The sequence below is a fragment of the Ollibium composti genome (assembly GCF_004801285.1).
GTDB classification, from domain to species: domain Bacteria; phylum Pseudomonadota; class Alphaproteobacteria; order Rhizobiales; family Rhizobiaceae; genus Mesorhizobium; species Mesorhizobium composti.
The window spans coordinates 151,671-176,587 of record NZ_SSNY01000009.1; the positions used below are offsets into that span (position 1 = coordinate 151,671).

General features: G+C 64.6%; 23 protein-coding genes. 14 read left to right on the forward strand and 9 right to left on the reverse strand.

All coding sequences use genetic code 11. From position 1 onward, the window contains the following. The first annotated feature begins 143 nt into the window (after positions 1-143). A complete protein-coding gene (locus tag E6C48_RS16025) occupies positions 144-2,222 on the forward strand; it encodes a hypothetical protein (protein ID WP_136358995.1) in 2,079 nt (692 codons plus the stop codon). A 190-nt stretch (positions 2,223-2,412) separates the two neighbouring features. On the opposite strand, the gene clpS is transcribed toward E6C48_RS16025, so the two are convergent. The 4 genes from clpS to E6C48_RS16045 form a co-directional block, all read right to left on the reverse strand. Further along, complete coding sequence (gene clpS / locus E6C48_RS16030) at positions 2,413-2,730, reverse strand: ATP-dependent Clp protease adapter ClpS (protein WP_136359129.1); 318 nt, start codon at positions 2,728-2,730, stop codon at positions 2,413-2,415. A gap of 185 nt (positions 2,731-2,915) precedes the next feature. Continuing rightward, positions 2,916-3,125: a hypothetical protein gene (locus E6C48_RS16035; RefSeq protein WP_136358997.1), complete on the reverse strand. Its 210-nt coding sequence runs from the start codon at positions 3,123-3,125 to the stop codon at positions 2,916-2,918. A 132-nt stretch (positions 3,126-3,257) separates the two neighbouring features. Next, on the reverse strand, positions 3,258-3,509 hold the full coding sequence (locus E6C48_RS16040; protein ID WP_136358999.1) for a hypothetical protein: 252 nt from the start codon (positions 3,507-3,509) through the stop codon (positions 3,258-3,260). A gap of 32 nt (positions 3,510-3,541) precedes the next feature. Next, entirely contained in the window at positions 3,542-3,976 is a 435-nt protein-coding gene (locus E6C48_RS16045) for a hypothetical protein (RefSeq protein WP_330998616.1), read from the reverse strand. Between the two features lie 78 nt (positions 3,977-4,054). On the opposite strand from E6C48_RS16045, the gene E6C48_RS16050 reads away from it, so the two are divergent. Next, positions 4,055-4,774 carry a response regulator gene (locus E6C48_RS16050; RefSeq protein WP_136359001.1) on the forward strand — a complete coding sequence of 240 codons (720 nt, stop codon included), beginning with the start codon at positions 4,055-4,057 and terminating at the stop codon, positions 4,772-4,774. Beyond that, entirely contained in the window at positions 4,771-6,180 is a 1,410-nt protein-coding gene (locus E6C48_RS16055; protein WP_136359004.1) for an ATP-binding protein, read from the forward strand. Before E6C48_RS16050 ends, E6C48_RS16055 begins: the two co-directional genes overlap by 4 nt. 43 nt (positions 6,181-6,223) lie before the next feature. On the opposite strand, the gene E6C48_RS16060 is transcribed toward E6C48_RS16055, so the two are convergent. From E6C48_RS16060 to choX, 4 genes are all read right to left on the reverse strand, one after another. Beyond that, positions 6,224-6,847, reverse strand: coding sequence for an alpha/beta family hydrolase (locus E6C48_RS16060; RefSeq protein ID WP_230978800.1), 624 nt, complete (start codon positions 6,845-6,847; stop codon positions 6,224-6,226). Between the two features lie 142 nt (positions 6,848-6,989). Continuing rightward, on the reverse strand, positions 6,990-8,171 hold the full coding sequence (gene choV / locus E6C48_RS16065) for a choline ABC transporter ATP-binding protein (RefSeq protein ID WP_136359008.1): 1,182 nt from the start codon (positions 8,169-8,171) through the stop codon (positions 6,990-6,992). Beyond that, positions 8,168-9,022 carry a choline ABC transporter permease subunit gene (gene choW / locus E6C48_RS16070; protein ID WP_136359010.1) on the reverse strand — a complete coding sequence of 285 codons (855 nt, stop codon included), beginning with the start codon at positions 9,020-9,022 and terminating at the stop codon, positions 8,168-8,170. The genes choV and choW overlap by 4 nt, the downstream gene beginning before the upstream one ends. A 288-nt stretch (positions 9,023-9,310) precedes the next feature. Further along, a complete protein-coding gene (gene choX, locus E6C48_RS16075; RefSeq protein WP_136359012.1) occupies positions 9,311-10,246 on the reverse strand; it encodes a choline ABC transporter substrate-binding protein in 936 nt (311 codons plus the stop codon). 251 nt (positions 10,247-10,497) lie between these two features. On the opposite strand from choX, the gene E6C48_RS16080 reads away from it, so the two are divergent. The 10 genes from E6C48_RS16080 to E6C48_RS16130 all read left to right on the forward strand — a co-directional run bounded on the left by E6C48_RS16080 (position 10,498) and on the right by E6C48_RS16130 (position 21,827). Beyond that, positions 10,498-11,109: a thymidine kinase gene (locus E6C48_RS16080; RefSeq protein WP_136359015.1), complete on the forward strand. Its 612-nt coding sequence runs from the start codon at positions 10,498-10,500 to the stop codon at positions 11,107-11,109. A gap of 159 nt (positions 11,110-11,268) precedes the next feature. Then, positions 11,269-11,550, forward strand: a complete 282-nt coding sequence (gene rpsU / locus E6C48_RS16085) for a 30S ribosomal protein S21 (RefSeq protein ID WP_180375650.1) — start codon at positions 11,269-11,271, stop codon at positions 11,548-11,550. Positions 11,551-11,699: 149 nt separating this feature from the next. Then, positions 11,700-12,791, forward strand: coding sequence for a hypothetical protein (locus E6C48_RS16090; protein WP_136359019.1), 1,092 nt, complete (start codon positions 11,700-11,702; stop codon positions 12,789-12,791). A gap of 19 nt (positions 12,792-12,810) precedes the next feature. Beyond that, on the forward strand, positions 12,811-13,956 hold the full coding sequence (locus E6C48_RS16095) for a hypothetical protein (protein WP_136359021.1): 1,146 nt from the start codon (positions 12,811-12,813) through the stop codon (positions 13,954-13,956). A gap of 19 nt (positions 13,957-13,975) precedes the next feature. Further along, positions 13,976-15,889 (forward strand): AAA family ATPase, encoded by a 1,914-nt coding sequence (locus tag E6C48_RS16100; RefSeq protein WP_136359023.1) that lies wholly within the window; start codon positions 13,976-13,978, stop codon positions 15,887-15,889. A 71-nt stretch (positions 15,890-15,960) separates the two neighbouring features. Beyond that, the gene (locus tag E6C48_RS16105; RefSeq protein WP_136359025.1) at positions 15,961-16,374 is read left to right on the forward strand and encodes an endonuclease domain-containing protein; all 414 of its coding nucleotides are present in this window, start codon (positions 15,961-15,963) and stop codon (positions 16,372-16,374) included. A 124-nt stretch (positions 16,375-16,498) separates the two neighbouring features. Then, a complete protein-coding gene (locus tag E6C48_RS16115; RefSeq protein WP_168734552.1) occupies positions 16,499-17,797 on the forward strand; it encodes a DUF6638 family protein in 1,299 nt (432 codons plus the stop codon). A gap of 18 nt (positions 17,798-17,815) precedes the next feature. Then, on the forward strand, positions 17,816-18,952 hold the full coding sequence (locus E6C48_RS16120; protein ID WP_136359029.1) for a DUF2333 family protein: 1,137 nt from the start codon (positions 17,816-17,818) through the stop codon (positions 18,950-18,952). Between the two features lie 135 nt (positions 18,953-19,087). Next, complete coding sequence (locus E6C48_RS16125; protein ID WP_136359031.1) at positions 19,088-20,767, forward strand: formate--tetrahydrofolate ligase; 1,680 nt, start codon at positions 19,088-19,090, stop codon at positions 20,765-20,767. Between the two features lie 181 nt (positions 20,768-20,948). After that, complete coding sequence (locus E6C48_RS16130; RefSeq protein WP_136359033.1) at positions 20,949-21,827, forward strand: DUF1236 domain-containing protein; 879 nt, start codon at positions 20,949-20,951, stop codon at positions 21,825-21,827. 63 nt (positions 21,828-21,890) lie between these two features. Here E6C48_RS16130 and E6C48_RS16135 read toward each other — a convergent pair whose 3' ends face one another. Next, the gene (locus tag E6C48_RS16135; protein ID WP_136359035.1) at positions 21,891-22,448 is read right to left on the reverse strand and encodes a sugar O-acetyltransferase; all 558 of its coding nucleotides are present in this window, start codon (positions 22,446-22,448) and stop codon (positions 21,891-21,893) included. 163 nt (positions 22,449-22,611) lie between these two features. Here E6C48_RS16135 and E6C48_RS16140 point away from each other — a divergent pair, with 163 nt between their 5' ends. Then, complete coding sequence (locus E6C48_RS16140) at positions 22,612-24,810, forward strand: esterase-like activity of phytase family protein (protein ID WP_136359036.1); 2,199 nt, start codon at positions 22,612-22,614, stop codon at positions 24,808-24,810. Positions 24,811-24,917 lie beyond the last annotated feature (107 nt).

The window sequence follows — 24,917 nt, forward strand, 5'->3', positions numbered from 1 at the left end:
ACTGAGGCTTTTGCAATCCGTCATACCCCCACCCCTAGCCCCTCCCCTCAAGGGGGAGGGGGATTCGGGCGCGGCAGCTTCCCCTCCCCCTTGAGGGGAGGGGCTAGGGGTGGGGGTGCAGCGCCTTACCCGAAGGGTACGCCATGAACTGGTCCGTCTCCTTCGAACCGCTGTTTTCCTGGCCGCTGGTGGTCGCCGGGCTGGTGCCGCTCGCCCTTTTGGCAGTTGTCGGCCTTTGGCTTCGCCAGCGCGGCGCCTGGTTCCGGCTGGCAGCCCTTGCAGCGCTGGCGCTGGCGCTGGTCAATCCCGTCTTCCTCGACGAGCAGCGCGAACCGCTGAAAAGCGTCGTCGCGGTCGTCGTGGACCGCAGCCAGAGCCAGGACATCGGCGACCGCGCCAAACAGACCGACGAGGCCCTTGCCGGCCTGAAGCAGCGGCTGGCGCGCTTCCCGCAATTCGACGTGCGGGTGGTGGAAGCCGGCAAGGCCGAGGCCGCCGAGGACCGCACCGAGACGCGCCTGTTTTCCGCCCTCAATGGCGCCTTCCGCGACGTGCCGCCGTCGCGCATCGGCGGTGCGGTGATGATCACCGACGGCCAGGTGCATGATGCCCCCGCCGGAACGCCGGAGTTCGCCGCCCCGCTGCATGCGCTGATCACCGGCCACCAGCAGGAAAAGGACCGCCGCATCCGCTTCGAGAAGGCGCCGCGCTTCGGCCTCGTCGGTAAGCCGCTCGACATGACCTACCGCGTCATCGCCTCGGACGGCCAGACCGGCCCCGTCGAGGTGCGTGTCTCCGTCAACGGCGAGCAGGTGGCGCTGGAGCGCGCCTTCATCGGCCAGGAAATGCCCCTGCAGGTGACGATACCGAATGCCGGCCGCAACATCATTGAACTCGCCATCCCGAAGGAGGAAGGCGAGCTGACCGAGGCCAACAACCGGGCGATCGCACTGGTCGACGGCATCCGCGAGAACCTGCGGGTGCTGCTGGTTTCCGGCGAGCCGCATGCCGGCGAGCGGACCTGGCGCAACCTGTTGAAATCCGACGCCTCGGTCGACCTCGTCCACTTCACCATTCTCAGGCCGCCGGAAAAGCAGGACGGCACGCCGATCAACGAACTGTCGCTGATCGCCTTTCCGACGCGCGAGTTGTTCGTGGAGAAGATCGACCAGTTCGATCTCATCATCTTCGACCGCTACCAGCACCGCGACGTATTGCCGATCCTCTACTACGACTACATCGCCGAATATGTCGAAAAGGGCGGCGCATTGCTGATCGCGGCCGGGCCAGAATATGCCGGCCAGCAGACGATTGCCCGCACGCCGCTGATGTCGGCGCTGCCGGCGCTTCCCGACGGTAACGTCATCGACAAGGCCTTCTATCCGCGCCTGACCGACCTCGGCAAACGCCATCCGGTGACGCGCGGCCTCGACGGCTCGGCCAGCGAACCGCCGCACTGGAGCCGCTGGTTCCGCACCATCGGCGTCGAGAACCCGGAAGGCGAAGTGGTCATGAAGGGCGCCGACGACCGGCCGCTGCTTCTTCTCGACCGCAAGGGCGAGGGCCGCGTCGGCATGCTTCTGTCCGACCAGGGCTGGCTGTGGGCGCGCGGCTATGAAGGCGGTGGCCCGCATGTGCAGCTCTATCGCCGCATCGCCCACTGGCTGATGAAGGAACCGGAACTGGAAGAGGAGCGGTTGACCGCCGACGGCCGCGGCATGGTGCTGGAAGTGCGCCGCCAGACGATGAGCGACGATCCGGGTGCCGCGCAAGTCATCACGCCGTCCGGCAAGGCGCTGACGGTAAAGCTCGCGCAATCCGAGCCCGGCGTCTTCACCGGCTCGGTCGAAGTGCCCGAAATCGGCCTCTATCAGGTCGCCAACGGCGATCTCACCGCGCTCGCCCATGTCGGCCCGGTCAACGCGCCGGAATTCGCCGACGTCGTCTCGACCGGCAGCAGGCTGAAGCCTGCGACCGACGCCACCGGCGGCAGCGTGCGCCGGCTGGCGCGCGAGGGCTTGACCGGCAGTTCCGTCGCGCTGCCCGCCATCGTGCCCGTGCGCGCGGCGGCGCAAGCCTCCGGCGACGACTGGATCGGGCTGAGGACCACCGACGACAGCGTGCTGAAAGCGGTCAGCCGCGTGCCGCTGTTCGGCGGCTTCCTCGGCCTCGGCCTGCTGCTGCTGGCGCTTGGGTCGATGTGGTACAGGGAAGGCAGGTAGGGCAATAGGTGAGTAAGGCAGTAGGGGAATAGGGAATAGGGAATAGGGAATAGGGAATAGGGAATAGGGAATAGGGCTGCGAACTGATCGTATGTCGCTATTCAAGAGCGAAAATCACTTCCGCATTGATTCCCTTATTCCCTTATTCCCCTACTCACTTACTCACTTACTGCCCTATTCACCTACTGCCCTACTCCTCCGGCTCCACCGTGAACATCAGCGGATAGCCGGCCGCCTTGCCGGCGTCGGTGGCGCGGGTGGCCTTGGTTTCGGCGACGTCTTTCGTGAAGACGGCGACCACGCACACGCCGCGCCGGTGCGCGGTGATCATGACGCGATGCGCCTGGTCCTCGCTCATGCGAAACTCGGCCTTGAGCACCCGCACGACGAATTCGCGCGGCGTGAAGTCGTCGTTGAGCAGGATGACCTTGTAGAGTTTCGGCCGCTCGACCTTCGGCTTGCTGCGCACGCGCGGCTTGACGACGGTGTCGCCGCCCTCGCCTGCCATGCGTGCAAAATCACTGCTCACGATCCGATCCGGTTTCCGCCGGCAAAAAGTCGCCCGGCCACGGCTGGATCATAGCATAATTCGACGACGGCTTTGGGGTTCCCGGCCAGGCCGATCGCATGCGGGCAAAGCAAAAGGCCGGCCCGACGACGGACCGGCCTTTGCCTCGCAGCGAGGTGGTGCGATCAGTACTTGGGAGCGCTGGCGTGCTTCTTGTGATGCATGATCTTCTTGTGGTGCACGACGTGATGGGTCTTGCGATGCGCGACATGATGGACCTTGTGGTGATGCACGATGGGGTGCTTGTGGTGCAACATGGCGGCATCCGCGCTGGCAATCGGCGAAAGCGCGAAAGCGACGGCGAGGCCCAAAGCGGGCAGAATGATCTTCTTCATGGCTCGGTTCCTGTCTGTCTTGGTCGATAATGAGGGCGGAGGGGCGCGGGTCAGGGAGGCAAGGCGCGGCGGGTCGGCCGCCGCGCCTGGTTGTGTCGCGGAGCTTCCATGCGCCGCGATGCAGGCGGCTGCCTACATCGTCTTCTTGGCGTCGGTCTTCTTCGGAGCGGCCTTCTTGATGATCTTCTTGTGCGCCGGGGCGCGCTTGTGGATCTTCTTCTTCACCACCTTCTTGACCGGCGTCGCAGCAGCGGCGGTGTTGGCCGTCGTCGTGCTGGAGGAGGTGGCGGCGCTGGTGGCGGCCGCGTTGGCGGTGCTCACCATCGGCACCGAGAAAGCCATGGCGACGGCGAGGCCGAGGGCGGAAAGCAGGGTCTTGTTCATGGGTTCGTTCCTTTCGCGCAGGCTGAAGGGGATCACCGGTCGGGATCGACCGGCGTCACCCCAAGGAGCTTCAGCGCATTGGCGAACATCCTGATTCCCTGTGCCTGCTTTCTTTCGGCACAGTAACGGACCGCCTTCTTCTGAAGCGCCTTCGCCTCGGCGGCCTGCACCGCCTTGGCATGGGTTTCGATGGCTTCGTCGACCTGTCGACTGAGCCGACTGCAGAGCTCGTTCCGGGTGAGGCTGACCTTGGTGTGCGACTGCACGGGCGCGGCGATGGCGAACGACGTGGCGACAAGCATTCCCATCAGGACGACCGAAATTGCACGCATGGCCGGTTTCCAAAGTCCGGAACGATTTGCCGCGACCGCTCGTCTGACCGCGACGGCACCGTTATGCCGTTGATTCTTTTCGCTGGTTTTTCCGGTTTGTTGAATTTTGTTTCTGGATTGTTTCTGCCGCGCCAATGGCGCGCGAGCGGCCTAAAATATGCCCGAAATGCGGCGGCAAGGACAGTTGCGCAACGGAGCCGCACAGCTGCCTCGATGAAAGCAGAACCGCATATTCTGGTCGTGGACGACGACAAGGGCATCCGCGACCTCTTGCAGGAATTCTTCCGCAAGCGCGGGCTCACCGCCTCCGTTGCCGGCGACGGCGCCGAGATGGAGGCCGTCATGCGCCGGGCCACGATCGATCTCGTCGTGCTCGACGTCATGCTGCCCGGCAGGAGCGGACTGGACCTGTGCCGGGAGCTGAGGGCGCGCAACGCCTCGATCCCCATCATCATGCTGACGGCGGTCAACGAAACCACCGACCGGGTCGTCGGGCTGGAAATGGGCGCCGACGACTACGTGCCGAAGCCCTTCGATCCGCGCGAACTGCTCGCCCGCATCCGCGCCGTGTTGAGGCGCAATGGCGGCGGCGAAGCCAAACGCCTGCCGCAACGCCAGATCTGGCGCTTCGCCGGCTGGACGATGGACTGCTCACGCCGTCGGCTGGTTGCGCCCGGCGACGTGCGCGTGGACCTGACGGCGGCGGAGTTCAACCTGCTCGCCACCTTCGTGCGCAGCGCCCAGCGCGTGCTCACCCGCGACCAGCTGATCGAATTGTCCGGCGGCGACGGCGCCATCAGCTACGACCGCTCGATCGACATCCTCGTCAGCCGCCTGCGGCGCAAGATGGAGGATGATCCGAAATCGCCGAAGCTGATCCAGACCGTGCGCAGCGGCGGCTACCAGTTCATCCCCGAAGCGGTCGCCGAATGAGACGCTTCCTGCCGCAGACCCTGCCCGCCTGGGTGCTGCTCATCGTCATCGCCGGCCTGCTCGCCGGACAGGTCGCAACCCTCTACATCGTGGCGCAGGACCGCGCCGCCTCCAGCGACGTGGTCAACTACTACCGGCTGAACGAGCGCGCCTTCTCCATCGTACAACTCATGCGGCAGCTGCCGCCGGAAGAGCGCCGGCAGATGGCTTTCGGCATGTCCAACCCCGACTATGCGCTGGCCGTCGCCGACCAGCCGGCAGTGGCCTCGCCGATCGCCCAGGACGACCAGCTGGCCGAACTGGAGGACATATTGGTGGGACGGCTGTCGAAGTTCGGCGTCACCCAGGCGAGGGTTCGGCGCGATCCCGCCACGTTGGACGACAAGGTGCCACATCACCGCCCCGAAGACTCCGAGATCGGCGAAGTCGAGGGCGAATTGCTGGCGCTCGCCGCCGGCTTCGCCCGCAGCGACAAGCTGACCGCCTCCATCCAGTTCGCGGACGGGCAGTGGCTGAACTTTACCGAGCCGATCATTCCGCCCGGACCGGTGCTGTCGCTCGCGAGCCTGCCGCTCTATGCGGTGGTGGCGGCACTCGTCGCCGCGATGGCCGTATGGGCGATCAGGAGACTGACAGCGCCTTACCGTATCATGGAAAGCGCCGTCCGCCGCATCGGCGACGACCTGAAAAGTCAACCCCTCGACGAGACCGGCAGCCGCGAAATCCGTAGCGCCGCGCACGCCATCAACACCATGCAGGCGAGGCTGCGCGCCTATGTCGAAGACCGCGAGCAGCTTGCCGCGGCACTCGCCCACGACCTGCGAACGCCGCTGACGCGCATGCGGCTCAGGCTGTCGCTGCTGCGCAGTTCCGGCGTGCGGACGGCCCTTGCCGCCGATCTTGCCGACGTCGAAGCCATCGCCAGCTCGGTCATCGATTTCGCCACATTCGAGGTGGCCGAGGAAGCCAGCGAACGCGTCGACCTCCTGTCGCTGGTGGAATCGGTGGCGGACGGCTACCGGCAGGCGACGCTGGAAGACGGCGCCGTGCAAGCGCGCGAACTGGTCTGCGAAGCGCGTCCCATCGCGCTGAAACGCTGCATCGCCAATCTGGTGCAGAACGCCATCGCCTACGGCAAGCAGGCCGAGATCGGCCTTGCCCGGTCGGGGGATTTCGCCGTCGTTTCGGTCCGCGACGCCGGCCCCGGCATTCCGCAGGCACGGCTGGACGCCGTGTTTTCGCCCTTCGTGCGGCTGGAGGCCTCGCGCAACCGCGAAACCGGCGGGCTCGGCCTCGGCCTCACCATCGCCCGCAACATCGCCCGCGCCGCCGGCGGCGAGATCGTGCTCGCCAATCATCCCGAAGGCGGCTTGCTGGCGGAACTGCGGCTGCCGCTGGCGGCATGACGAGGCTTCCTTCTCCCCGCTTACGGGGGAGAAGAAGATAGCCTCACGCGCCCGTCCAATCGGCAACGGCCGATGCCGCCTGCCCGAGATTGTCGTCCAGCGTCACACCGTCCGCCTTCCGCGGCTTCAGGTCATGGTCACCCTCGAACCAGTGCAACGCGATGGCCGCCGAGAGATCATAACCGGCCACTTCCTCGCGCGTGCCGAACGGATCGCGCGTGCCCTGGCAGATCAGCGCCGGACAGCGCAGTGTCTCGAGATGCGCGGTGCGAAGCTTTTCAGGTGAGCCCGGCGGGTGGAAGGGATAGCCGAGGCAGACCAGCCCGGCGATCTTGCCCGCCCGGTGGAGGTCGTCTGCGACCATCGAGGCGACGCGCCCTCCCAGCGACTTGCCGCCGATCAGCAGCCTGCCTTGCGGCGCCAGGGCGTCGACGACCGCGCGATATTCGTCCAGAAGCTTCTCGGCGCGCGGCGGCGGCTTGCGCTGGCCGGTCCGCCGCGCCGCCATGTAGGCGAACTCGAAGCGGGCGACCCGGATGCCCTGCCCGGCCAGCTTCGCAGCCATGGTGTTCATCCAGTCCGAATCCATCGGCGCGCCGGCGCCATGGGCAAGCAGCAGCGTGGTCGAGGCGTCGCGCGGATCGCTGAAAAGGAAATCATGCATCACGGCTCCCCTTTCCTTCTCCCCGTTCACGGGGAGAAGGTGTCACGAAGTGACGGATGAGGGGCAGCGCCAACATCGCAGAACTTGGCGCCGCCCCTCACCTGCCTGCCGGCATCCTCTCCCCGTAAACGGGCGAGGACAGCTGTCACCGTCGCAGCACCGCCGACAGCACGTCCCTCACCCCGATGGCGCCGACGAAGCGCGACTGGTCATCGAACAGCGCCACCGGCGCGGTCTGCGAGCGATGGATCGCCAGCATCACCGTCTTGAGCGAGGTGCCGGGCGTCGCCCAGAACACCTGGCCGTCGTCCGACGGCCGCTGCTCTATGTCCTCGCAGGACACCCAGTCGACCGGCTTGCCCTCGCGCTCGGCCGCAGCCACGAGACCATGCTCGTCCAGCCGGAAACGGGTCGTCTGGCGCCGGTCGAGCCAGATCCAGCCGTCCCCGTCCTTCTCCAGCTCATGCTGGGCGCGCATCACGTTCCAGGCGGTCAGCACCGACAGCGGGTTCACGTTGGCGATGAATTCGCGCACGTAGTCGTTGGCGGGCCGAAGCACGATATCCTCGGGCGCACCGGTCTGGACGATACGCCCGCCCTCCATGATGGTGATGTGGGAGCCGATCTTCAGTGCTTCCTCCAGATCGTGGCTGACGAAGACAATGGTCTTCTTCAACTCCGATTGCAGTTGCAGCAACTCGTCCTGCAGCTTGGTGCGGATCAGCGGGTCGAGCGCCGAGAACGGCTCGTCCATGAGCAGGATCGGCGCTTCCGTGGCGAAGGCGCGCGCCAGCCCGACGCGCTGCTGCATGCCGCCGGAAAGCTCGTGCGCGTATTTCTTCGCCCACTGGTCGAGATTGACCAGCTTCAGCTGGCGCGCCACGCGTTCCTTGCGCTCGGCGTCCGGCACGCCGGCCAGTTCCAGCCCGAAGCCGACATTCTCCTCCACCGTGCGCCATGGCAAAAGGCCGAACTGCTGGAACACCATCGCCACCTGCTTCTGGCGCAGCCGCCGCAAGGTGGCGTCGTCGCAGGAGACGACGTCGACGCTTCTGTCGCCGTCCTTCACCAGCACCTGTCCGCGGCTGACGATGTTCAGCCGGTTGACCGCGCGCAGCAGCGTCGACTTGCCCGAGCCGGACAGGCCCATCAGCACCGAAATCTCGCCCTCGTGGACGGTGAGGTTGGCCCCCGCGCAACCCAGCACGTTGCCGGTCTTTTCGAGGATTTCGGCGCGCGTGGCGCCCGCATCCACCATCGCCAGCGCCTCGCGCGGGTCGGAGCCGAAGATGATATCGACGTTCTTGAAATCGACCGCGACGTTCATTTCTTGCCCCCCACGCCGATGCGCGTCATACGGTCGAGCACGATCGCGAGCACCACGATGGCAAGCCCGGATTCAAGCCCGAGGTCGATGCGGCGCGAACCCAGCGCCCGGTTGATTTCGGTGCCGAGGCCGCCGGCGCCGATCAGGGCTGCGAACACCACCATCGACAGCGACAGCATGATGCATTGGGTGAGGCCGGTCATGATGGTGGGCAGAGCCGAGGGCAGCTCGACCTTCCACAGGAGTTGCCGCCTCGTCGCGCCGAACGCCTCGCCGGCCTCGATGATCGATTTCGGCACCGAGGTGATGCCGAGATGGGTAAGCCTGACCGCCGTCGGGATGACGAAGATGATGGTGACGACGAGGCCCGGCGCGTTGCCGAGGCCGAACAAGGTGAGCACCGGGATCAGATAGACGAAGGTCGGCAGCGTCTGCATCATGTCGAGGATCGGCTGCATGACGCGATAGACCTTGGGCTTGTGGCCGGCCCAGATGCCGAGCGGCACGCCGATCAGCATCGAGAAGAACGTCGCCGCCACCACCAGCACCAGCGTCTCGACCGTCTGCTTCCAGAGGTTCTGGTTGAGGATGAAGATCAGGCCGATGAAGACGCCGATCGCCAGCGGCTTGGAGCGTTGCAGGAACCAGGCAAGCAAGGCGATGACCAGGGCCAGCAGCACCGGCGGCACCGTCAGCAGCAGATCCACCGCGCCGCCGAGCACGAAATTCAGGCCGCGGGAGAAGCCGCGGAAGACGGTGTCGAAATTGTCGGTGAGGAAGGTGAAGAAGTCTTTTCCCCACCGCCCGATGGGAATTTTCCATTCCGTCAGGAATTTCGAAACCGGATCCATCACGCTCCCCTCATACGTCCTCCCACCCATGGCACCGGGCGGCGGTCAACGCATGCTTTCCCAAAACGGGAACCGAGCCGGGACAAGGCCATGCGTTGAATCAAAACCTAAAGCATGTCTCCCGAACGTGGGAACCGGTTTTCGGAAAGACATGCGAAAAATCAGGAATCCAAAGCGCACGAGGCGAATCCGGAAGATCGCGATGCGCTTTGGCTCCGCGCGAAACGAAAAGGGGCGGCCCGACCGCGAGCCGCCCCCTTTTTCGGATCACGCAACAGGCATGCCGGTTCAGCCGCCGAGCGCGGTCTTGACCGCCGCGGCCGCGTCGCTGCCATCGAAAGCGGTGACCCCGTCGAGCCACGGGCCGACCACGTCCGGATGCTTCTTGAGATAGTCGGTCGCGACCGTATTGGCGTCGCCGCCCTTCAGGATGGCGTCCATCATCTCGCCTTCCATGTCGAGATTGAACTTGAGGTTCTTGACGAACTTGCCGACGTTCGGGCACTCGTCGAGATAGCCCTTGCGCACGTTGGTGCTGACGGTCGCCGCGCCGAAGCCGGAATCGCCCATGCCGTCGAGATAGGTGATCTTCATGGCGCCCATCACCGGATGCGGGGTCCAGCCGAGGAAGGCGATCCACTCGTTGTTCTTCATCGACTGCTCGGCCTGCGTGAGCATGCCGGCCTCGGAGGATTCGACCAGTTCGAAGCCGGCGAGGTTGTCGGCCGGATTCTTGATCATGTCGAGGATGATGCGGTTGCCGTCGTTGCCGGCCTCGATGCCGTAGATCTTGTGGTCGAACTTGTCGGCGAACTTGCCGATGTCGGTCAGCGTCTTGACGCCGGCGTCCGCCACATAGGTCGGCACGACGATGCCGTAGCCGGCGCCTGTCAGGTTCTCGCTGATCGTCTCGACCGAACCGTCGGCGGTGTAGTCCTTGATGTCGTTGGTCATCGACGGCATCCAGTTGCCGAGGAAGACGTCGAGGTCCTTGTTCTTCAGCGACGCATAGGTGACCGGCACCGAGAGCTGGATGACCTGCGGCTCGTAGCCGAGCGCGGTGAGCAGCACCGAGGCGACACCGGTGGTGGCCTGGATGTCGGTCCAGCCGACGTCGGAAAGACGCACCGTCTTGCAGCTGTCGGCGTCACCGGCGAAGGCGGCGCCCGTGGACAAAAAAGTCGCCAGGCCGAGGCCGGCGACGATTGCTTTCATACGCGACATGTATTCCTCCCATTGCGGCCCGGCAGCGGACCTTCGCGGTACGCACAGCCGAAGCGTCTCCCTCGGCTTTTGCCAAGCCAAACATCATTTTCGTTTGGGTTCAAGCACCAACACATGACCGGCGGCGGCGCGCTCTGGTCGATCAGCGACACTGTGTTTCGTTTTTCGGGTTTCGTTTTCGGGTTTCGTTTTTGGTGGATGGCGCCTGCCCGCCCCTCCCGGCCCACAGGCGGTTCGGCTTAAAAGAGCGAATGGCCAAGCTCTACTTCCACTATGCGACGATGAACGCCGGCAAGACGACCATGCTTTTGCAGGCGTCCTACAACTATCGCGAAAGCGGCATGACGACGATGCTGTTCGTCGCCGGCCACTACCGGCATGGCGACACCGGCCTGATCTCCTCGCGCATCGGGCTGGAATCGGAAGCCGAGATGTTCCGCGACGGCGACGATCTCTATGCCCGCATCGCCGACCATCACGAGCACACCACCGTGCACTGCGTCTTCGTCGACGAGGCGCAGTTTCTGGAAGAGGAGCAGGTCTGGCAGCTTGCCCGCGTCGCCGACCGGCTGGGCATCCCGGTCATGTGCTACGGCCTGCGCACCGACTTCCAGGGCAATCTCTTCACCGGCTCGCGCGCGCTGCTGGCGATTGCCGACGACCTGCGCGAGGTGCGCACCATCTGCCGCTGCGGCCGCAAGGCGACGATGGTGGTGCGCCTCGGCGCCGACGGCAAGGTGGCCAGGCAGGGCGAGCAGGTGGCGATCGGCAAGGATATCTACGTCTCGCTCTGCCGCCGCCACTGGGAGGAGGAAATGGGCCGCTTCGAGGCCGACGATTTCATCGGCTTCGTCTCGCCCTGACGCGCCCGAAACCCGTGATCCGTTCGCGGACATTCGGGGGTGCATTGTGCGCACAACCTGTTAGAAGGGGTGCCGTCACCCTATATGTCGGGTCAGGCGCGGTCGCGGTTTCGCGGCCGGTCGCCGCTATTTTCAACACAAACGACAGAAGGAAGTCCATTGCAGGTACTTGTACGCGACAACAACATCGAACAGGCCATGAGGGTCCTGAAAAAGAAATTGCAGCGTGAAGGCGTCTTCCGCGAGATGAAGGCGCGCCGCGCCTACGAGAAGCCTTCCGAGCGCCGCGCCCGCGAAAAGGGCGAAGCCGTGCGGCGCAACCGCAAGGCGGCACGCAAGCTCGCCATCCGCGAAGGGCTGATCGCCGCGCCGCCGAAGAAGGCCCCGCCGCCGCGCCGGCCGGCCGCTTCCGCCGCCGCGCCTTCCACGCCGCGGACCTGATTCGCCTGATCGGGCAGACCCGGTTGCTTCCGCAAGGCCGGAAGACCGGGGCTGCCGGCACACTCTTCTGCCTTCCCTTCCCCAAAAGCGACACATATATTCGCCGCTGCGCGCCGCGCGCGGGGTGATGGGTCCAACGGAGAGATACCATGGCGACGTTGCAGAATTTCGATGCCGAGATCGCGAAGACCAAAAAGGTCGTCGAGGACATGCGCTCCAGGATCGACCAGTCGGGCACCGTGCTCGACACGCTGGCCAAGGCCGACAAGAAGATCGGCGATGCCAATTTCGACATCGAGAACGCCCGCATCGAGGACGTGCTGAAACAACAGAAGGTGATGGAAGGCAACATCGCCGACCTGATCATCGGACTGGAAGACGCCACCAACGTCTTCGGCGCCGAGTTCGAATCGATGAAGAACTACACGGGCTGGGAAAAGTTCATCGGCATCTTCTCCAAGCAGCGCCAGCAGCGCATGCGTTCCGATCGCGTGCGCAACATGTCGCTGGCCGGCAACCTGCAGGAGTTGCTCTCCAAGTCCGACACCATCGTCGGCATCCTGAAGGCGCAGAAGGGTATCCTCGACCAGCGCTACAAGACCTCCGAGACCAGCCTTGGCCAGGTGATCGAGCGCCGCAAGGCGACCATCGAGAACCTGACGGCGACACAGAAGCGCATCGAGGAACTGAACCCGCTGCTGCTCGACATCGAAAACAAGATCGCCTCCTCCACCAGCCAGACCGAGCGCACCAAGCTGGAGGGCGAGCGCTCCAAGATGGCGACGGAGTACAACGAGAAGCAGGCCAAGGAGCAGGAGCTGCTGGCCGAGAGCCAGACGCTGGAACGCTACACCTCCATGTTCCAGACCTTCGTCGATTCGCTCAACAACCAGATCGCCGCGCAGTCGACGCTCATCAACAAGCTGACCATCGATACCGAACAGCGCATCGTGCTTTACAAGGCGCTGGAGGACTCGTTGAAGACCGCCGCCCAGCAGGACGTGGCGCACAAGATCAACACGCTGGGCTCCAAGGTCGACACCACGGCCGAAGAGACGATGGCCGGCATCGGCGCCGCCTCGCAGAAGCACATCGGCGACCTGCTCGAACTGCACGAGAAGAACATGGTGGCGTCGGCCGACATCCAGCGCCGCAAGAAGCTGGCCGACGACGCCTTCGCGCGCCGCTTCGAGGAGGTGCTGAGGAAGCACAACGCCGCGGACTACGTGCAGCAGTCGTAGCCGGCGCGCACCCTTCCTCATGACCCCTGCCGACGATCCAGCCGAGCGCTATTTCACCGCCATCACGGCGGCGCTGTCCGGCCTCGAGATCTTCATGCGCGACGACCGCTCGCCGCTCTACCGGCACGGCATCGTGGCGAAAATCGTCGCCGAATACATCGCCCGCCTGGACAAGTCCTTCGCCTGCTGGCGCAACCGGCTGGGCTTCCAGGACACGTTCCGCATCTCGCGCGCCGAAAGCGGCTATCCCGTCTTCCAGACCGTGCTGGAACTGGAGAACGACCGCCGCTCGGCCGACCAGCGCCTTGCCGGCATTCCCCTGCCCGACGAGTTGCGCGCGGAGATGGCCGACTTCATCCTGCGCCACAAGGAATTCCCGGCCGCCTTGCAGAAGTCGATGGCCGAGAGGCTCTATCTGGAAGACGTCAAAAGCAAGCAGACCTTCGGTCCCTTCACGCTGGCGCAGACCGCCAAGGTCTCGGTCAATCCCAAGACCGGCCGTCCCTACTATCTCGTCCACTGGGCGACGTTCGACGGCAGCGCCAACCTGCCGCTGGTCTACATGGTGACGGTGGAGGACTCCTCCGAGGCGATGGTCGACCAACTGGTCACCAGGGACGGCAAGCTGAACGACAAGGTCGACATTCCGCTTCCCGTCGACGGCCTGCTCAATCCCGATCTCGCCCACCGCTTCGACGACTACACCGAGAAGAACTCGGCCTATTCGCTGTCGCCGCTGACGATCGCCATGAACCTGGACAAGGATTTTCCCGACCTGCACCCCAAGCAGTTGCGCCGCGTCGTGCTAGGGCCGTTCTACTCGGCCGGCATCACCGAGAACAATTCGACGGTGGCCGAGGTTCTGTCCAAGGTGCGCAAGCCTGAAAACGCGTGGCTGCTGACCTGGACCATCCAGGAAGTCTATTCCAAGGGCGAGACGCCCGGCCGCAAGGGCCTGTGGTCGAGCCAGCCGGCGCAGGAGGAATTCTTCATCGACACCGCCGACCTCGAAGCCACCCGCCAGGGCGTCTCCTCCTACGAGAATCACGCACTGGTGCCGCACGAAGCCTATCAGGCGCTCTACGCCGCCGGCGAGGCCGAGAAGACGTTTGCGGGCTACAAGGTGCACATCCTGTCGAACGGGCAGGTGATCAGCGATGTTTAAGCCCGAGCGGAGGGATTGAATGGACACCGGCCTGACCACCATTCCCGAAGCGGCGATCGAGAAGCATCGCGCCACCGCGCAGAGCTTCATCACCCGCGTCGTCGTACTGGAGGACCCGTCACGCGAATCCGGCACGGCGCTTGCCGGCACCAACCGCCGCTTCGTCTCGACGGTCTCGGTCGGCTCGGTGCGCCGCACGCGCGAGGTCGAGCTTTCCAGGACCGTGCAGGCCGTCCACCCCGACGACCAGCTTTTGACCATCCCGCAGCACACCCTGCTCTACCGTGCCCGCCGCGGCATCCAGATCGCCCTTGCGGTCAGCGATACCTTCGCCGAAGGCACCGACCTCGAAAGCCTGCAGGCGAAGAACGCGCGCGCGCCCTTGCAGGGCGATGAGGCGGCCGCCTTCAAGAAACTGCTCACCGCCTCCGGCTACATCGCCGCCTTCGCGCTCGCCGCCTACCTGTTCCAGTTGATCGATGCCGACGGCGAGGCGCCGAACGACGTGGCCGAGCCCGATTTCCTGTTCGACACGCCGCAGGACGCGGTGAAGGCGCTGATCGCGGGACTGGACAGCGCTATTGCCGGCGCCAAGGACGACGCCGACCTTCTCACCCGCGCCCGCGCCTTCGCCCGCACGGCGATCGACGGTCTGCTCCAGCGCAAGGCGCGCTTCGACGGAACGCTCGGCGCCTTCGAGAACACCCATATCCGCATCGACGCCGACGATTTCACCCTCGACGGCTTCGACGTCGCGCCGGGCAAGAAATCCAAGCCCCTGGTGATGACCTTCAAGAAACCGGAAGAGGTCGTCGGCAACCACATCGCCAAGTACCAGTCGGTCAAGCTCGCCAAGATGCTGATGGCCTACGACTTCGACCGGCAGATGAACCCCTTCGTCGAGCTTGGCGGCTTCCTCTTCACCTTCATCGGCGACGGTGCGCCCGGCACCGGCAAGACGACGCTGATCCAGATGATCGCCGGCTTGCTCGACGGCTATTGCAAGGTGGCGGGCTATCCCTTCGTCTACGAGAATTTCGGCGTCGACCAGATCTCGTCCTATCAGGGCAAGTCCGGCCAGAACTGCCGCCAGTTCATCGACGACGTGTTGAACCCGCGCGCCATCGGCTTCGGCACCATCGACGACATCGACCAGGTGGCCGCCAAGCGTTCCGACGACCGCGCCTCCGCCGGCCAGCAGGAGATCACCGGCGTACTCATGGACGCCTTCGCCGGTGCCTCCACCGTGGTGCGCGGCAACTGCTCCTTCGGCATGTTCTCCAATTATCCCGAGAACGTCGACGACGCGCTGCGCCAGCGCGCCGGCGCCCGCTGGCTGGTCGACGGGCCGCAGACGCTCGACGACTACATCGACATTTTCGTGCTTCTTGCTGGAAAGAATCATGAAATCCCGCTGGGCGACCACAAGCTCTACGCCGCGCAGGAAATCCAGCGCGCCGTCGCTGAGGAATACGGCTCCTACGCCAAGCCGCATGAGGACGGCTTGAGGAAAGTCTACGACCGTTTCGTCAAGGAGGTTGGCCAGCCCAAGACCATGGCCGACATCGGCAACTACCTACACCTCATCAAGGAGGCCGAACCGCGCTTCACCGGCCGCGCCATCAAGAACGTCACCGACGCCATCAAGATGCGGGCCATGGACATCGAACTGCCGGACGACTGGTTCGAGAAGCCCGAGACGTTCATGCACAAGAGCTATGACGACAAGAAAGCCATGATCGAGGAGCTGCGCGGGCCGTTCGACATGGCGATGGTCATGCAGGAGATCAACCGCTACGCCGATTCGGAATTCCGCTACTCCGACCGCTCCGACGACGCGGCAGTGGAAAAGATGCTGCGCGACGCAAGGCTGCGCGAACGCGCGGCACGCGAGATGGAGGAATTGAAGAAGAAGGGGCTGTGGAATGCTTAGGGAGATTCGCCCCTCACCCTTACCCTCTCCCCGTGAAGGACGGGGAGAGGGTAAGGGTGAGGGGCAGTTTCATGCGCGGGCCCCAACAAGCTCGAACCGAACGCGCTCGTTCTCTACGCAAGGCTGACAATGACGCAGAGCGCGCCTTATGGTCTGATTTGAAGAACCGGCAGGTCTGTCGTGCAAAATTCACCCGCCAACTTCCGATCGGTCCGTATTTTGTGGATTTTGCCTGCCGCGAAAACCAACTGGTCGTCGAACTCGATGGTAGCCAGCACGCCGAAAGCAAATACGACCGACGCAGGGATGATTTCATGGTTTCGCAAGGATGGTCAATCCTACGGTTCTGGAACGTCGATGCGCTGACAGATCGCGAAGCAGTCATCGATACAATCATCGCCGCACTGGAGCGACGCCTCGATCCCGTTGAAGCGCCAGACCGGCGTTTCGTCACGTCGTCTACCTATTGGGAGACCATGTCTTGATCCGCAGCAATGCCCCTCACCCTTACCCTCTCCCCGTGAAGGGCGGGGAGAGGGGATCGCAGGCGTTGGTGCCTCCCTCTCCCCGCCCTTCACGGGGAGAGGGTAAGGGTGAGGGGCAATCTTGATGCCCGCCTCCAAATTTCCCCTGCTGCGCGACAACGACCTCATCTTCGGTCGCCTGCTCACGGTGGACGAGCCGCATCTGATCGAGCGCTACAACAAGGCGATGACCGCCTTCGGCCTGAAGCCGACGAAGCTGAAATCCTTCCAGATCGACCGCACCGGCTTCTCGCCGGAAATCGCCGAGGAATGCGGCGCCGACTATCTCGACCCCAACGAGGTCAACCGCCGCTTCATCATCCTGACGCCTGCGCAGATCAGCCTGCCGGTGGTGCACACCGCCTTTTCCAACACCTCGCAGCTGATGTTCGAGTTCATGACGAAGAACCAGCGCGCCATCGACGCGCTGACCATCAAGGACGTCATCTACGGCGAGATCGAGGATTCCGTCTCCAAGGTCGAGGACATCGAGGACCTTTTGTCGATCAACCAGGTCGAGTTCAAGGTGCTGTCGGCCGAGGACGTTCTCGGCAAGGCGGCCGAACTCGGCAAGATGGTCGACCGGTTGAAGCAGGAACCCGACGCCTGGCGCGACGACGCCATGTTGAAGCGCATGGTGGAACTGGCCAAGGTCTGCGGCGACATCCGCGAGAACGCGCTGGTGCCGGACCAGGTCATCTTCCGCCACAACGCCTACTGGACGTCCCATTTCGGCGGCCTCTACGTCTTCATCGATCCCGACGTGACGACGGTGATTTCCGATCCCGCAGCACCCGGCTTTCGCCGCTCGCGCCCCTGGCAGGTCAGTTACCTGTCGATCCGCGACGCCGACGCCGTGTTTCAGTTCCTCGCCTCGACCGGCCGCATCGAGCTGCCGCGCGCCTCGTGGATCGAGCAGTCCGGCTATCTCGAACATCGCGCCGAGATGATCGTACGCGGCCTGATCCGTGACGCCGAACCGGACCGCAACCTGTCGGACGTCGACAAGATCTGGCTGCAAACCTGGATCCACGGCCACGCCGACCTGATCGCCAGGGACGGCAATTTCCCGTTCCTCAACGCGGCCAAGCGCGAGATCAACCAGCTCGGCCAGTTGCGGATCGAGGACATCGCCCCGCAGCAGCGCTTCCTGGTGGTGCGCGCCCGGCCCGACCATCCCGACGCCTGGCTGACCAACCGGCTGATCTCCGATTTCGTGCCCGCCGATTTCGTCTCCCGCTACATCTTCAACAAGCAGGGCTTCTACCGCGACTACGAAGGTTTTTCGCAAGCCTGGCGCTCGCATGTTGTGGACGTGCTGAAAACCACATATCTCAAGGACAAGGCTGGCTTCCGCGCCCGCCTCTACGGCCTGACCGACTGACCTGACGAGGGGGATGCCATGCTCGATCCGATCGTGACCTTCTTCACCCGCATCTTCCAGTGGATCGGCCGCGGCATCGGCTTCGTCATCGGCATCATCCTGTGGCCCTTCATGTGGGCGGGCCGCTGGTACACGCAGCGCGGCTGGATTCTCAGGGCCGTCATCGGCCTCGTCATTCTCGTCGTCCTGGGTTTCTACGCCCGCTTCTTCTACATCACCCAATGGTGGAACGGCTTCAATCCGGACTATCCGGCCGCCGAAGTCGCGGCCGCCGGCGCCACCGGCGCGGGCGAACCGGTGCAGCCGGCAAGCAACGTCCAGGGACAGGCGGCCACGTCCCAGCCGACAAGCTGCAAGCCTTCGGCAATCGCCGCCGTCGCCGCCGATCTGGTCGATTTCAACGTCAACCAGAATGCGTGGATATCCTCCACGCTGCTGTCGAAAGCCGGCCTGTTCGGCCTGGACTGGCGCCGCACCCCCTTCTTCGACAACAAGGCCGCCTTCCAGCTTGGCATCAACCAGGTCCTGCGGCGCACGACGACCGAACTCGTCGACACGCTGGGGCGCGTACGCGGCACCTCGCAGATCGACGAGAACCTGCAGAAGGCTCGCACCGCGCTGGCCTGGGACGAGACCGCCTGGTACATCGGCTGGCGCGGCCCGACCCGCCCGACCCCCAGTGTCTACCGCGAGGCCATCGCGGACCTGCGCGCCTTCAACACCAGCCTGGAGCAATGTCGCGCCACATTCGACCCGCGCGCCGACAACCTGTTGCTGTTCCTCGACCGCATCGCCTCCGACATCGGCTCGACCTCCGATATCCTGCGCGCCCGCATCGAGGCCTCCGATGCCGGCTGGTTCGATCCGCGCGCCGACGACCGCTTCTGGTTCGCCTACGGCCAGCTCTACGCCTACTACGGCATCCTGACGGCCACCCAGTCGGATTTCGCCAACGTGATCGCCGAACGCAACCTGAAGACCCTGTGGGACCGGATGGAAAGCCAGTTGCGCGCTTCGCTCGACGTCCAGCCCTGGATCATCTCCAACGGCAATGAGTCGAGCGCGTTCTTCCCCTCTCACCTCGCCACCATGGGCTTCAACCTGCTGCAGGTGCGTTCGAACATCGTCGAGCTGCGGTCGATCCTCGACAGGTAGCGGACGAAGCCTGTCGTTTTTCGCGCATTGCGCGCCTGTTTTGAGATTGCGCGAGCGCGTCCGCTCGCGCTTCTATGCGCGGCCTGAAGGGTGGGTCGCCATCCTCGCCGAACGACGAACAATGGGAGCGCCGTCATGGCCGAAGTGAAATCCGACATCGCAATCGCGCGCGCCGCCAAGAAGAAGCCGATCCTCGAGATCGGCGCCAAGCTCGGCATTCCGGCCGAACAGATGGTTCCCTACGGCCATGACAAGGCGAAGATCTCGGCCGACTTCATCAAGTCGGTGCAGAAGAACAAGGACGGCAAGCTGATCCTCGTCACCGCCATCAACCCGACGCCGGCCGGCGAAGGCAAGACCACCACCACCGTCGGCCTCGGCGACGGCCTGAACCGCATCGGCAAGAAGGCGATCATCTGCATCCGCGAAGCGTCGCTCGGCCCGAACTTCGGCATGAAGGGCGGCGCGGCGGGCGGCGGCTATGCGCAGGTCGTGCCGATGGACGACATGAACCTGCATTTCACCGGCGACTTCCACGCCATCACCACCGCGCACAATCTTCTGTCGGCGCTGATCGACAACCACATCTATTGGGGCAACGAACTCGGCATCGACACCCGCCGCGTCACCTGGCGGCGCGTCATGGACATGAACGATCGGGCGCTGCGCGAGATCGTCTGCTCGCTCGGCGGCGTCGCAAACGGGTATCCGCGCGAAGCCGGCTTCGACATCACCGTCGCCTCCGAGGTGATGGCGATCCTGTGCCTGTCGCGCGACCTGAAGGACCTTGAAAAGCGCCTTGGCGACATCATTATCGCCTATCGCCGTGACAAGACGCCGGTCTACGCCCGCGACGTCAAGGCGCATCGCGCCATGGCCGTGCTTTTGAAGGACGCCATCCAGCCGAACCTCGTGCAAACGCTGGAGAACAACCCGGCCTTCGTCCATGGCGGCCCGTTCGCCAACATCGCCCATGGCTGCAACTCGGTGATGGCCACCACCACCGCTCTCAAGCTCGCCGACTACGTGGTGACGGAAGCCGGCTTTGGTGCCGACCTCGGCGCGGAAAAATTCTTCGACATCAAGTGCCGCAAGGCGGGCCTCAAGCCGGCGGCGGCCGTCATCGTCGCCACCGTGCGTGCCATGAAGATGAACGGCGGCGTCAAGAAGGAGGACCTCGGCGCGGAGAACGTCGAGGCCGTCAAGAAGGGCTGTCCCAACCTCGGCCGCCACATCGAGAACGTGCACCAGTTCGGCGTGCCGGTGGTGGTGGCGATCAACCACTTCTACTCCGACACCGACGCCGAAATCGAGGCGCTAAAGGCCTACGTCAAGGGTCTGGGTGCGGAGGCGATCCTGTGCAAGCACTGGGCGCAGGGTTCCGCCGGCATCGAGGAACTGGCGCACAAGGTGGTGCAGCTTGCCGAATCCGGCGCCTCGCAGTTCGCGCCGCTCTATCCCGACGACATGCCGCTGTTCGAGAAGGTCAACACCATCGTCCAGCGTATCTATCGCGGCTCGGAGGCGATCGCCGACAAGTCGGTGCGCGACCAGCTCCACGGCTGGGAGAAGGCCGGCTACGGCAACCTGCCGGTATGCATGGCCAAGACGCAGTATTCCTTCTCGACCGACCCGAACCTGCGCGGCGCCCCGACCGGCCACACCGTGCCGGTGCGTGAGGTGCGCCTCGCCGCCGGCGCCGGTTTCGTCGTCGTCATCTGCGGCGAGATCATGACGATGCCCGGCCTTCCCTCCAAGCCCTCGTCGGAAAACATCTTCCTCAACGACGACGGCAACATCGAGGGCCTGAGCTGAGGCAAAAGCCGGGGCGAGCCCCGATTTTCCAGGACTTGGAGGTCAGAACCCCGCCCCGCCGGCGGGGTTTGTTTTGGGCGGCGGCTGCAAACATTCGTGATCGGCCATATTGGCGAACCCCGGAACAAAGGCGGAAGAGGAGGATTGGGACGACGAGGGACCACAATCCAAGGAGATTCCGATGAAACAGATTGTCATCAAGAGCATGTTGGTGCTCGGCCTTGGCGTTGCGTCCAGCGTAGCGCTCGCGCAGAGCCAGCCTTCGGGCGAGTCCACCGGCCATTCCGGAATGACCAATTGCACGGTGGGCAGCACCGATTGCTCAGGGTCGCAGTCGGGCGCCGGCAGCAAGACCGAGGGCAGCACGAGCAGCACCACCGAACGCAAAGCCCAGGGCTCGGCCGACGGCGACACCGAGCAGCAGAGCCAGGGCAAGGCGTCGACGACGGAAAAACGATCGGCACAGGGCAAGAGCGGCAGCGCCTGCCCGGCTGGCGCGACCGACTGCAACGACGCGAGCGGAGGAACGACCGCGCAAGGAAAGTCGGAAGAGAAGTCCGGCAAGGCCGCCCAGGGCTCGGACACCGGGCAGAACAACACACAGGCTGAGGGTAAGACCGGGACAGGACAGGCAGGATCCGGCGCCGCCGCCGAAGGGTCTTCCGGCACGACCACCAACAAGGCCGAAGGCTCGACAGGGCAGACAGAGCAGCAGTCCGGGCAGAGCAGCGGCAGCACGACCACGAATGAAGCGCAGGGCCAAAGCTCGACTACAACCGACAAGAACTCGACGGCTTCGATCAGCAATGTGACGGTCGAGCAGAAAACCCAGATTGTCAACGTGATCCATGAGGCAAAGGTGGAGCCCGTCTCCAAGATCGATTTCGAGATAACGGTCGGCACGGCGGTGCCGCGCCACGTGCATCTGCATCGCCTGCCCGCCCGCATCGTCAAGATCGTGCCAGCTTACGAGAGCTACGAGTATTTCGTACTGGCCGACGGCCGGATCGTCATCGTCGATCCCGACAGCCTGGAGATCGTGGCCATCCTGACGGCCTGACGATATCCTCATCCGCAGCACAGGTCGCGGCGGCAATGCCGCGGCCTTTGCCTCGCCCGCGCTCTACCGTCGTTCGATTGGCCGCGCCGGATTGCCGGCCACCGTCGCGCCCGCCGGCACGTCGCGCGTCACCACGGCTCCTGCGCCGACGATGGCGCCGTCGCCGATGGTCACGCCGCCGAGAATGATCGCACCGCCGCCGATCCAGACGTCGTTACCCACCGTGACCGGTCGCGCGATCTCAAGCCCGGCGCGACGGCCTTCGACGGTCCGGTGATGATCCGCGCAATAGATCTGTACGGAGGGGCCAATCATCGTGTTATCGCCGATCCTGACCGGCGCCGTGTCGAGAACGGTGCAGCCGGCGTTCAGGAAGGTTCGCCTGCCGAGAAAGATGTTGAAGCCGTAGGGGCAATAGAACGGCGCCTCGATGCGGGCGTTTTCGCCGTCCGAGCCCAGCAGGGCGCGCAAGGCAGGCCCGATGTCGCCGCGCACTATGGGCGGCAGCGAATTGTGCTCGAACACTGCCGTCTGCGCCGCCGTTCTGAGCGCGTCGAGTTCATCGTCGACGCAGGCATACCATTCGCCCGCCGCCATCTTCTCGCGTTCGGTCTTCGCCATGCGCGTATCCTGCCTCGCCTGTTGCAGCTTCGCCCATCAAACCGTGCCGGTCCAGAAGGGACCGCACGGCTACGGTGAACTGTCAGCAAACTTTCACAATCCCTTCATGCGGCTGAAACATCGCTTGCGCATTGCAGGCTGTTTCAATCGAGAGGGATTTTCGATGTCCATCAAGCCAAGCCTGCTCGCGCTGGCCGCCGCGCTCGCCGCCTCGGCAATGCCCGCCCATGCCGACATGATGTTCAACCGCGTCGCCACCTTCGCGGTCGCCGACAACCTGCCGAAGGACGCGGACGCCAAGACCGCCACCTCGTCCGAGATCATTTCCGTATCGGAAGACGGCAACACGCTGGTTTATTCCGACAGCCCCTATGGCGGTATCGGCTTCATCGACATCACCGACCCGAAGGCGCCCAAGGCGGGTGATTCGATCAAGATGGATGGCGAGCCGACCTCGGTCGTGATTGCCGGCGGCAAGGTTCTGGTTGCCGTCAACACCTCCGAAAGCAAGGTCAATCCGTCCGGCCAGCTTCGCGTCGTGGACATCGCCACAAAGGCGATAGAAGCTTCCTGTGATCTCGGCGGCCAGCCGGACTCGGTTGCCGTCAGCAAGGACAAGGCCTGGCTCGCCGTCGCCGTCGAGAACGAACGCGACGAGGACCTGAACGACGGCGCGCTCCCGCAGATGCCTGCCGGCAACCTGAAGATCGTCGCGCTGAAGGACGGCGCGCCCGATTGCGCCACGATCCGCACGGTCGACTTGACCGGCCTCGCCGAAGTGGCGCCGGAGGACCCGGAGCCGGAGTTCGTCGCCTTCAACGAAGCCGGCGAGATCGCCGTCACGCTGCAGGAAAACAACCACATCGCCATCGTCGACGCCGCCAGCGGCAAGGTTACCGCACATTTCTCCGCCGGCTCCGTCGCGCTGGAGAACGTCGACACCAGGAAGGACGGCGCGCTGTCCTTCACCGGCAAGGTCGAGGCCGCGCCGCGCGAGCCCGATGCGGTTAAGTGGCTGGACAACGACCGTCTCGCCGTCGCCAACGAGGGCGACTGGAAGGGTGGCACGCGCGGCTTCACTGTCTTTTCCAGGAAGGGCGAAGTGCTTTACGAATCCGGTCCGTCCTTCGAGCACGAGATTGCCCGCGCCGGCCACTATCCCGACAAGCGCAACAAGAAGGGTGTCGAGCCGGAAGGGCTGGAGTTCGCCGCCTTCGGCGACGACAAGCTGCTGTTCGTTGCCGCCGAGCGCGCTTCCGTCGTCGGCGTCTACAGGATCGGCGACGCCGACCCGCAGTTCCTCCAGCTCCTGCCCTCCGGCATCGGCCCGGAAGGGCTGGTGGCGATCCCGCAGCGCAACCTGCTCGTCACCGCCAACGAGACCGATCTCGGCGAGGACGGCCTCGCCCGCTCGCATGTCATGATCTATGAGCGTACGCAGGCGCCGGCCGCCTATCCGATGATCCTCTCGGCCAATGACGATGCCGGCCTGCCGATCGGCTGGGGCGCGCTGTCCGGCCTGTTCGCCGACCCGGACAAACCCGGCACGCTCTATGCCGTGTCGGACTCCTTCTACCGCAACGCGCCAGCCATCTTCACGATCGACGCAGCCAGGACGCCGGCGCTGATCGCCGCGAAGACCATCGTCACGCGTGACGGTGCCTCGGCGCAGAAGCTCGACATAGAAGGCATCGCCGGCGACGGCGACGGCGGCTTCTGGCTGGCCAACGAAGGCGATCCGGCCAAGCTCGTTCCGCATGCGTTGCTGCATGTCGACGGCAAAGGCGCAATCAAGGAAGAGATCGGCTTACCCGTTGAATTACTCGCAGGACAAACCCGATTCGGCCTGGAAGGCGTCACCGCCATAGGCGACGGCGACGACCGCACGTTGGTGATGGCGATACAGCGCGAATGGAAGGACGACCCGAAGGGCCAGGTCAAGCTGCTCGCCTACAAGCCGAAATCGAAGCAATGGGCGGCGGTACGCTATCCGCTCGACAAGCCGGAAGGCGGCTGGATGGGCCTGTCGGAAATCGCCGCCCATGACGGCAAGCTCTATATCATCGAGCGCGACAACCTGATCGGCAACCTCGCCCGCACCAAGAAGCTCTATGCGGTGGCCATGGACGCCTTCAGGCCGGCGCCGCTGGACGGCGACCTGCCGCTGGTGGAAAAGACGCTGGTACGCGACCTGCTGCCCGACCTGAAGGCCGCCGCCAGCGGCTATGTCCTCGACAAGGTGGAAAGCTTCACCATCGACCCTGAAGGCAACGCCTTCGTCGTCACCGACAATGACGGCGTCGACGATTCCTCCGGCGAAACGCTGTTCCTGCGCCTCGGCAACATCGCCGCCGTGAACTGACTTGCCGCAGCGGGAGGCGGCCAGCCGCCTCCCGCAATCGTCACTCGGTGGGCGGTCAGCAGAAAGCCCGCCTTTGGACCACTCGACACCGGCCTCACAAACGGGCA

Coding starts and splice junctions, on each gene's coding strand:
- E6C48_RS16055 (WP_136359004.1), top strand. CDS start 4,771: ATGAGACGCTTCCTGCCGCAGACCCTGCCCGCCTGGGTGCTGCTCATC.
- E6C48_RS16095 (WP_136359021.1), top strand. CDS start 12,811: ATGACCCCTGCCGACGATCCAGCCGAGCGCTATTTCACCGCCATCACG.
- clpS (WP_136359129.1), bottom strand. CDS start 2,730: ATGGCAGGCGAGGGCGGCGACACCGTCGTCAAGCCGCGCGTGCGCAGC.
- E6C48_RS16120 (WP_136359029.1), top strand. CDS start 17,816: ATGCTCGATCCGATCGTGACCTTCTTCACCCGCATCTTCCAGTGGATC.
- E6C48_RS16080 (WP_136359015.1), top strand. CDS start 10,498: ATGGCCAAGCTCTACTTCCACTATGCGACGATGAACGCCGGCAAGACG.
- E6C48_RS16105 (WP_136359025.1), top strand. CDS start 15,961: ATGCGCGGGCCCCAACAAGCTCGAACCGAACGCGCTCGTTCTCTACGC.
- E6C48_RS16035 (WP_136358997.1), bottom strand. CDS start 3,125: ATGAAGAAGATCATTCTGCCCGCTTTGGGCCTCGCCGTCGCTTTCGCG.
- E6C48_RS16125 (WP_136359031.1), top strand. CDS start 19,088: ATGGCCGAAGTGAAATCCGACATCGCAATCGCGCGCGCCGCCAAGAAG.
- E6C48_RS16115 (WP_168734552.1), top strand. CDS start 16,499: ATGCCCGCCTCCAAATTTCCCCTGCTGCGCGACAACGACCTCATCTTC.
- E6C48_RS16090 (WP_136359019.1), top strand. CDS start 11,700: ATGGCGACGTTGCAGAATTTCGATGCCGAGATCGCGAAGACCAAAAAG.
- E6C48_RS16025 (WP_136358995.1), top strand. CDS start 144: ATGAACTGGTCCGTCTCCTTCGAACCGCTGTTTTCCTGGCCGCTGGTG.
- E6C48_RS16130 (WP_136359033.1), top strand. CDS start 20,949: ATGAAACAGATTGTCATCAAGAGCATGTTGGTGCTCGGCCTTGGCGTT.
- choV (WP_136359008.1), bottom strand. CDS start 8,171: ATGAACGTCGCGGTCGATTTCAAGAACGTCGATATCATCTTCGGCTCC.
- E6C48_RS16040 (WP_136358999.1), bottom strand. CDS start 3,509: ATGAACAAGACCCTGCTTTCCGCCCTCGGCCTCGCCGTCGCCATGGCT.
- choX (WP_136359012.1), bottom strand. CDS start 10,246: ATGTCGCGTATGAAAGCAATCGTCGCCGGCCTCGGCCTGGCGACTTTT.
- E6C48_RS16050 (WP_136359001.1), top strand. CDS start 4,055: ATGAAAGCAGAACCGCATATTCTGGTCGTGGACGACGACAAGGGCATC.
- choW (WP_136359010.1), bottom strand. CDS start 9,022: ATGGATCCGGTTTCGAAATTCCTGACGGAATGGAAAATTCCCATCGGG.
- E6C48_RS16100 (WP_136359023.1), top strand. CDS start 13,976: ATGGACACCGGCCTGACCACCATTCCCGAAGCGGCGATCGAGAAGCAT.
- E6C48_RS16135 (WP_136359035.1), bottom strand. CDS start 22,448: ATGGCGAAGACCGAACGCGAGAAGATGGCGGCGGGCGAATGGTATGCC.
- E6C48_RS16140 (WP_136359036.1), top strand. CDS start 22,612: ATGTCCATCAAGCCAAGCCTGCTCGCGCTGGCCGCCGCGCTCGCCGCC.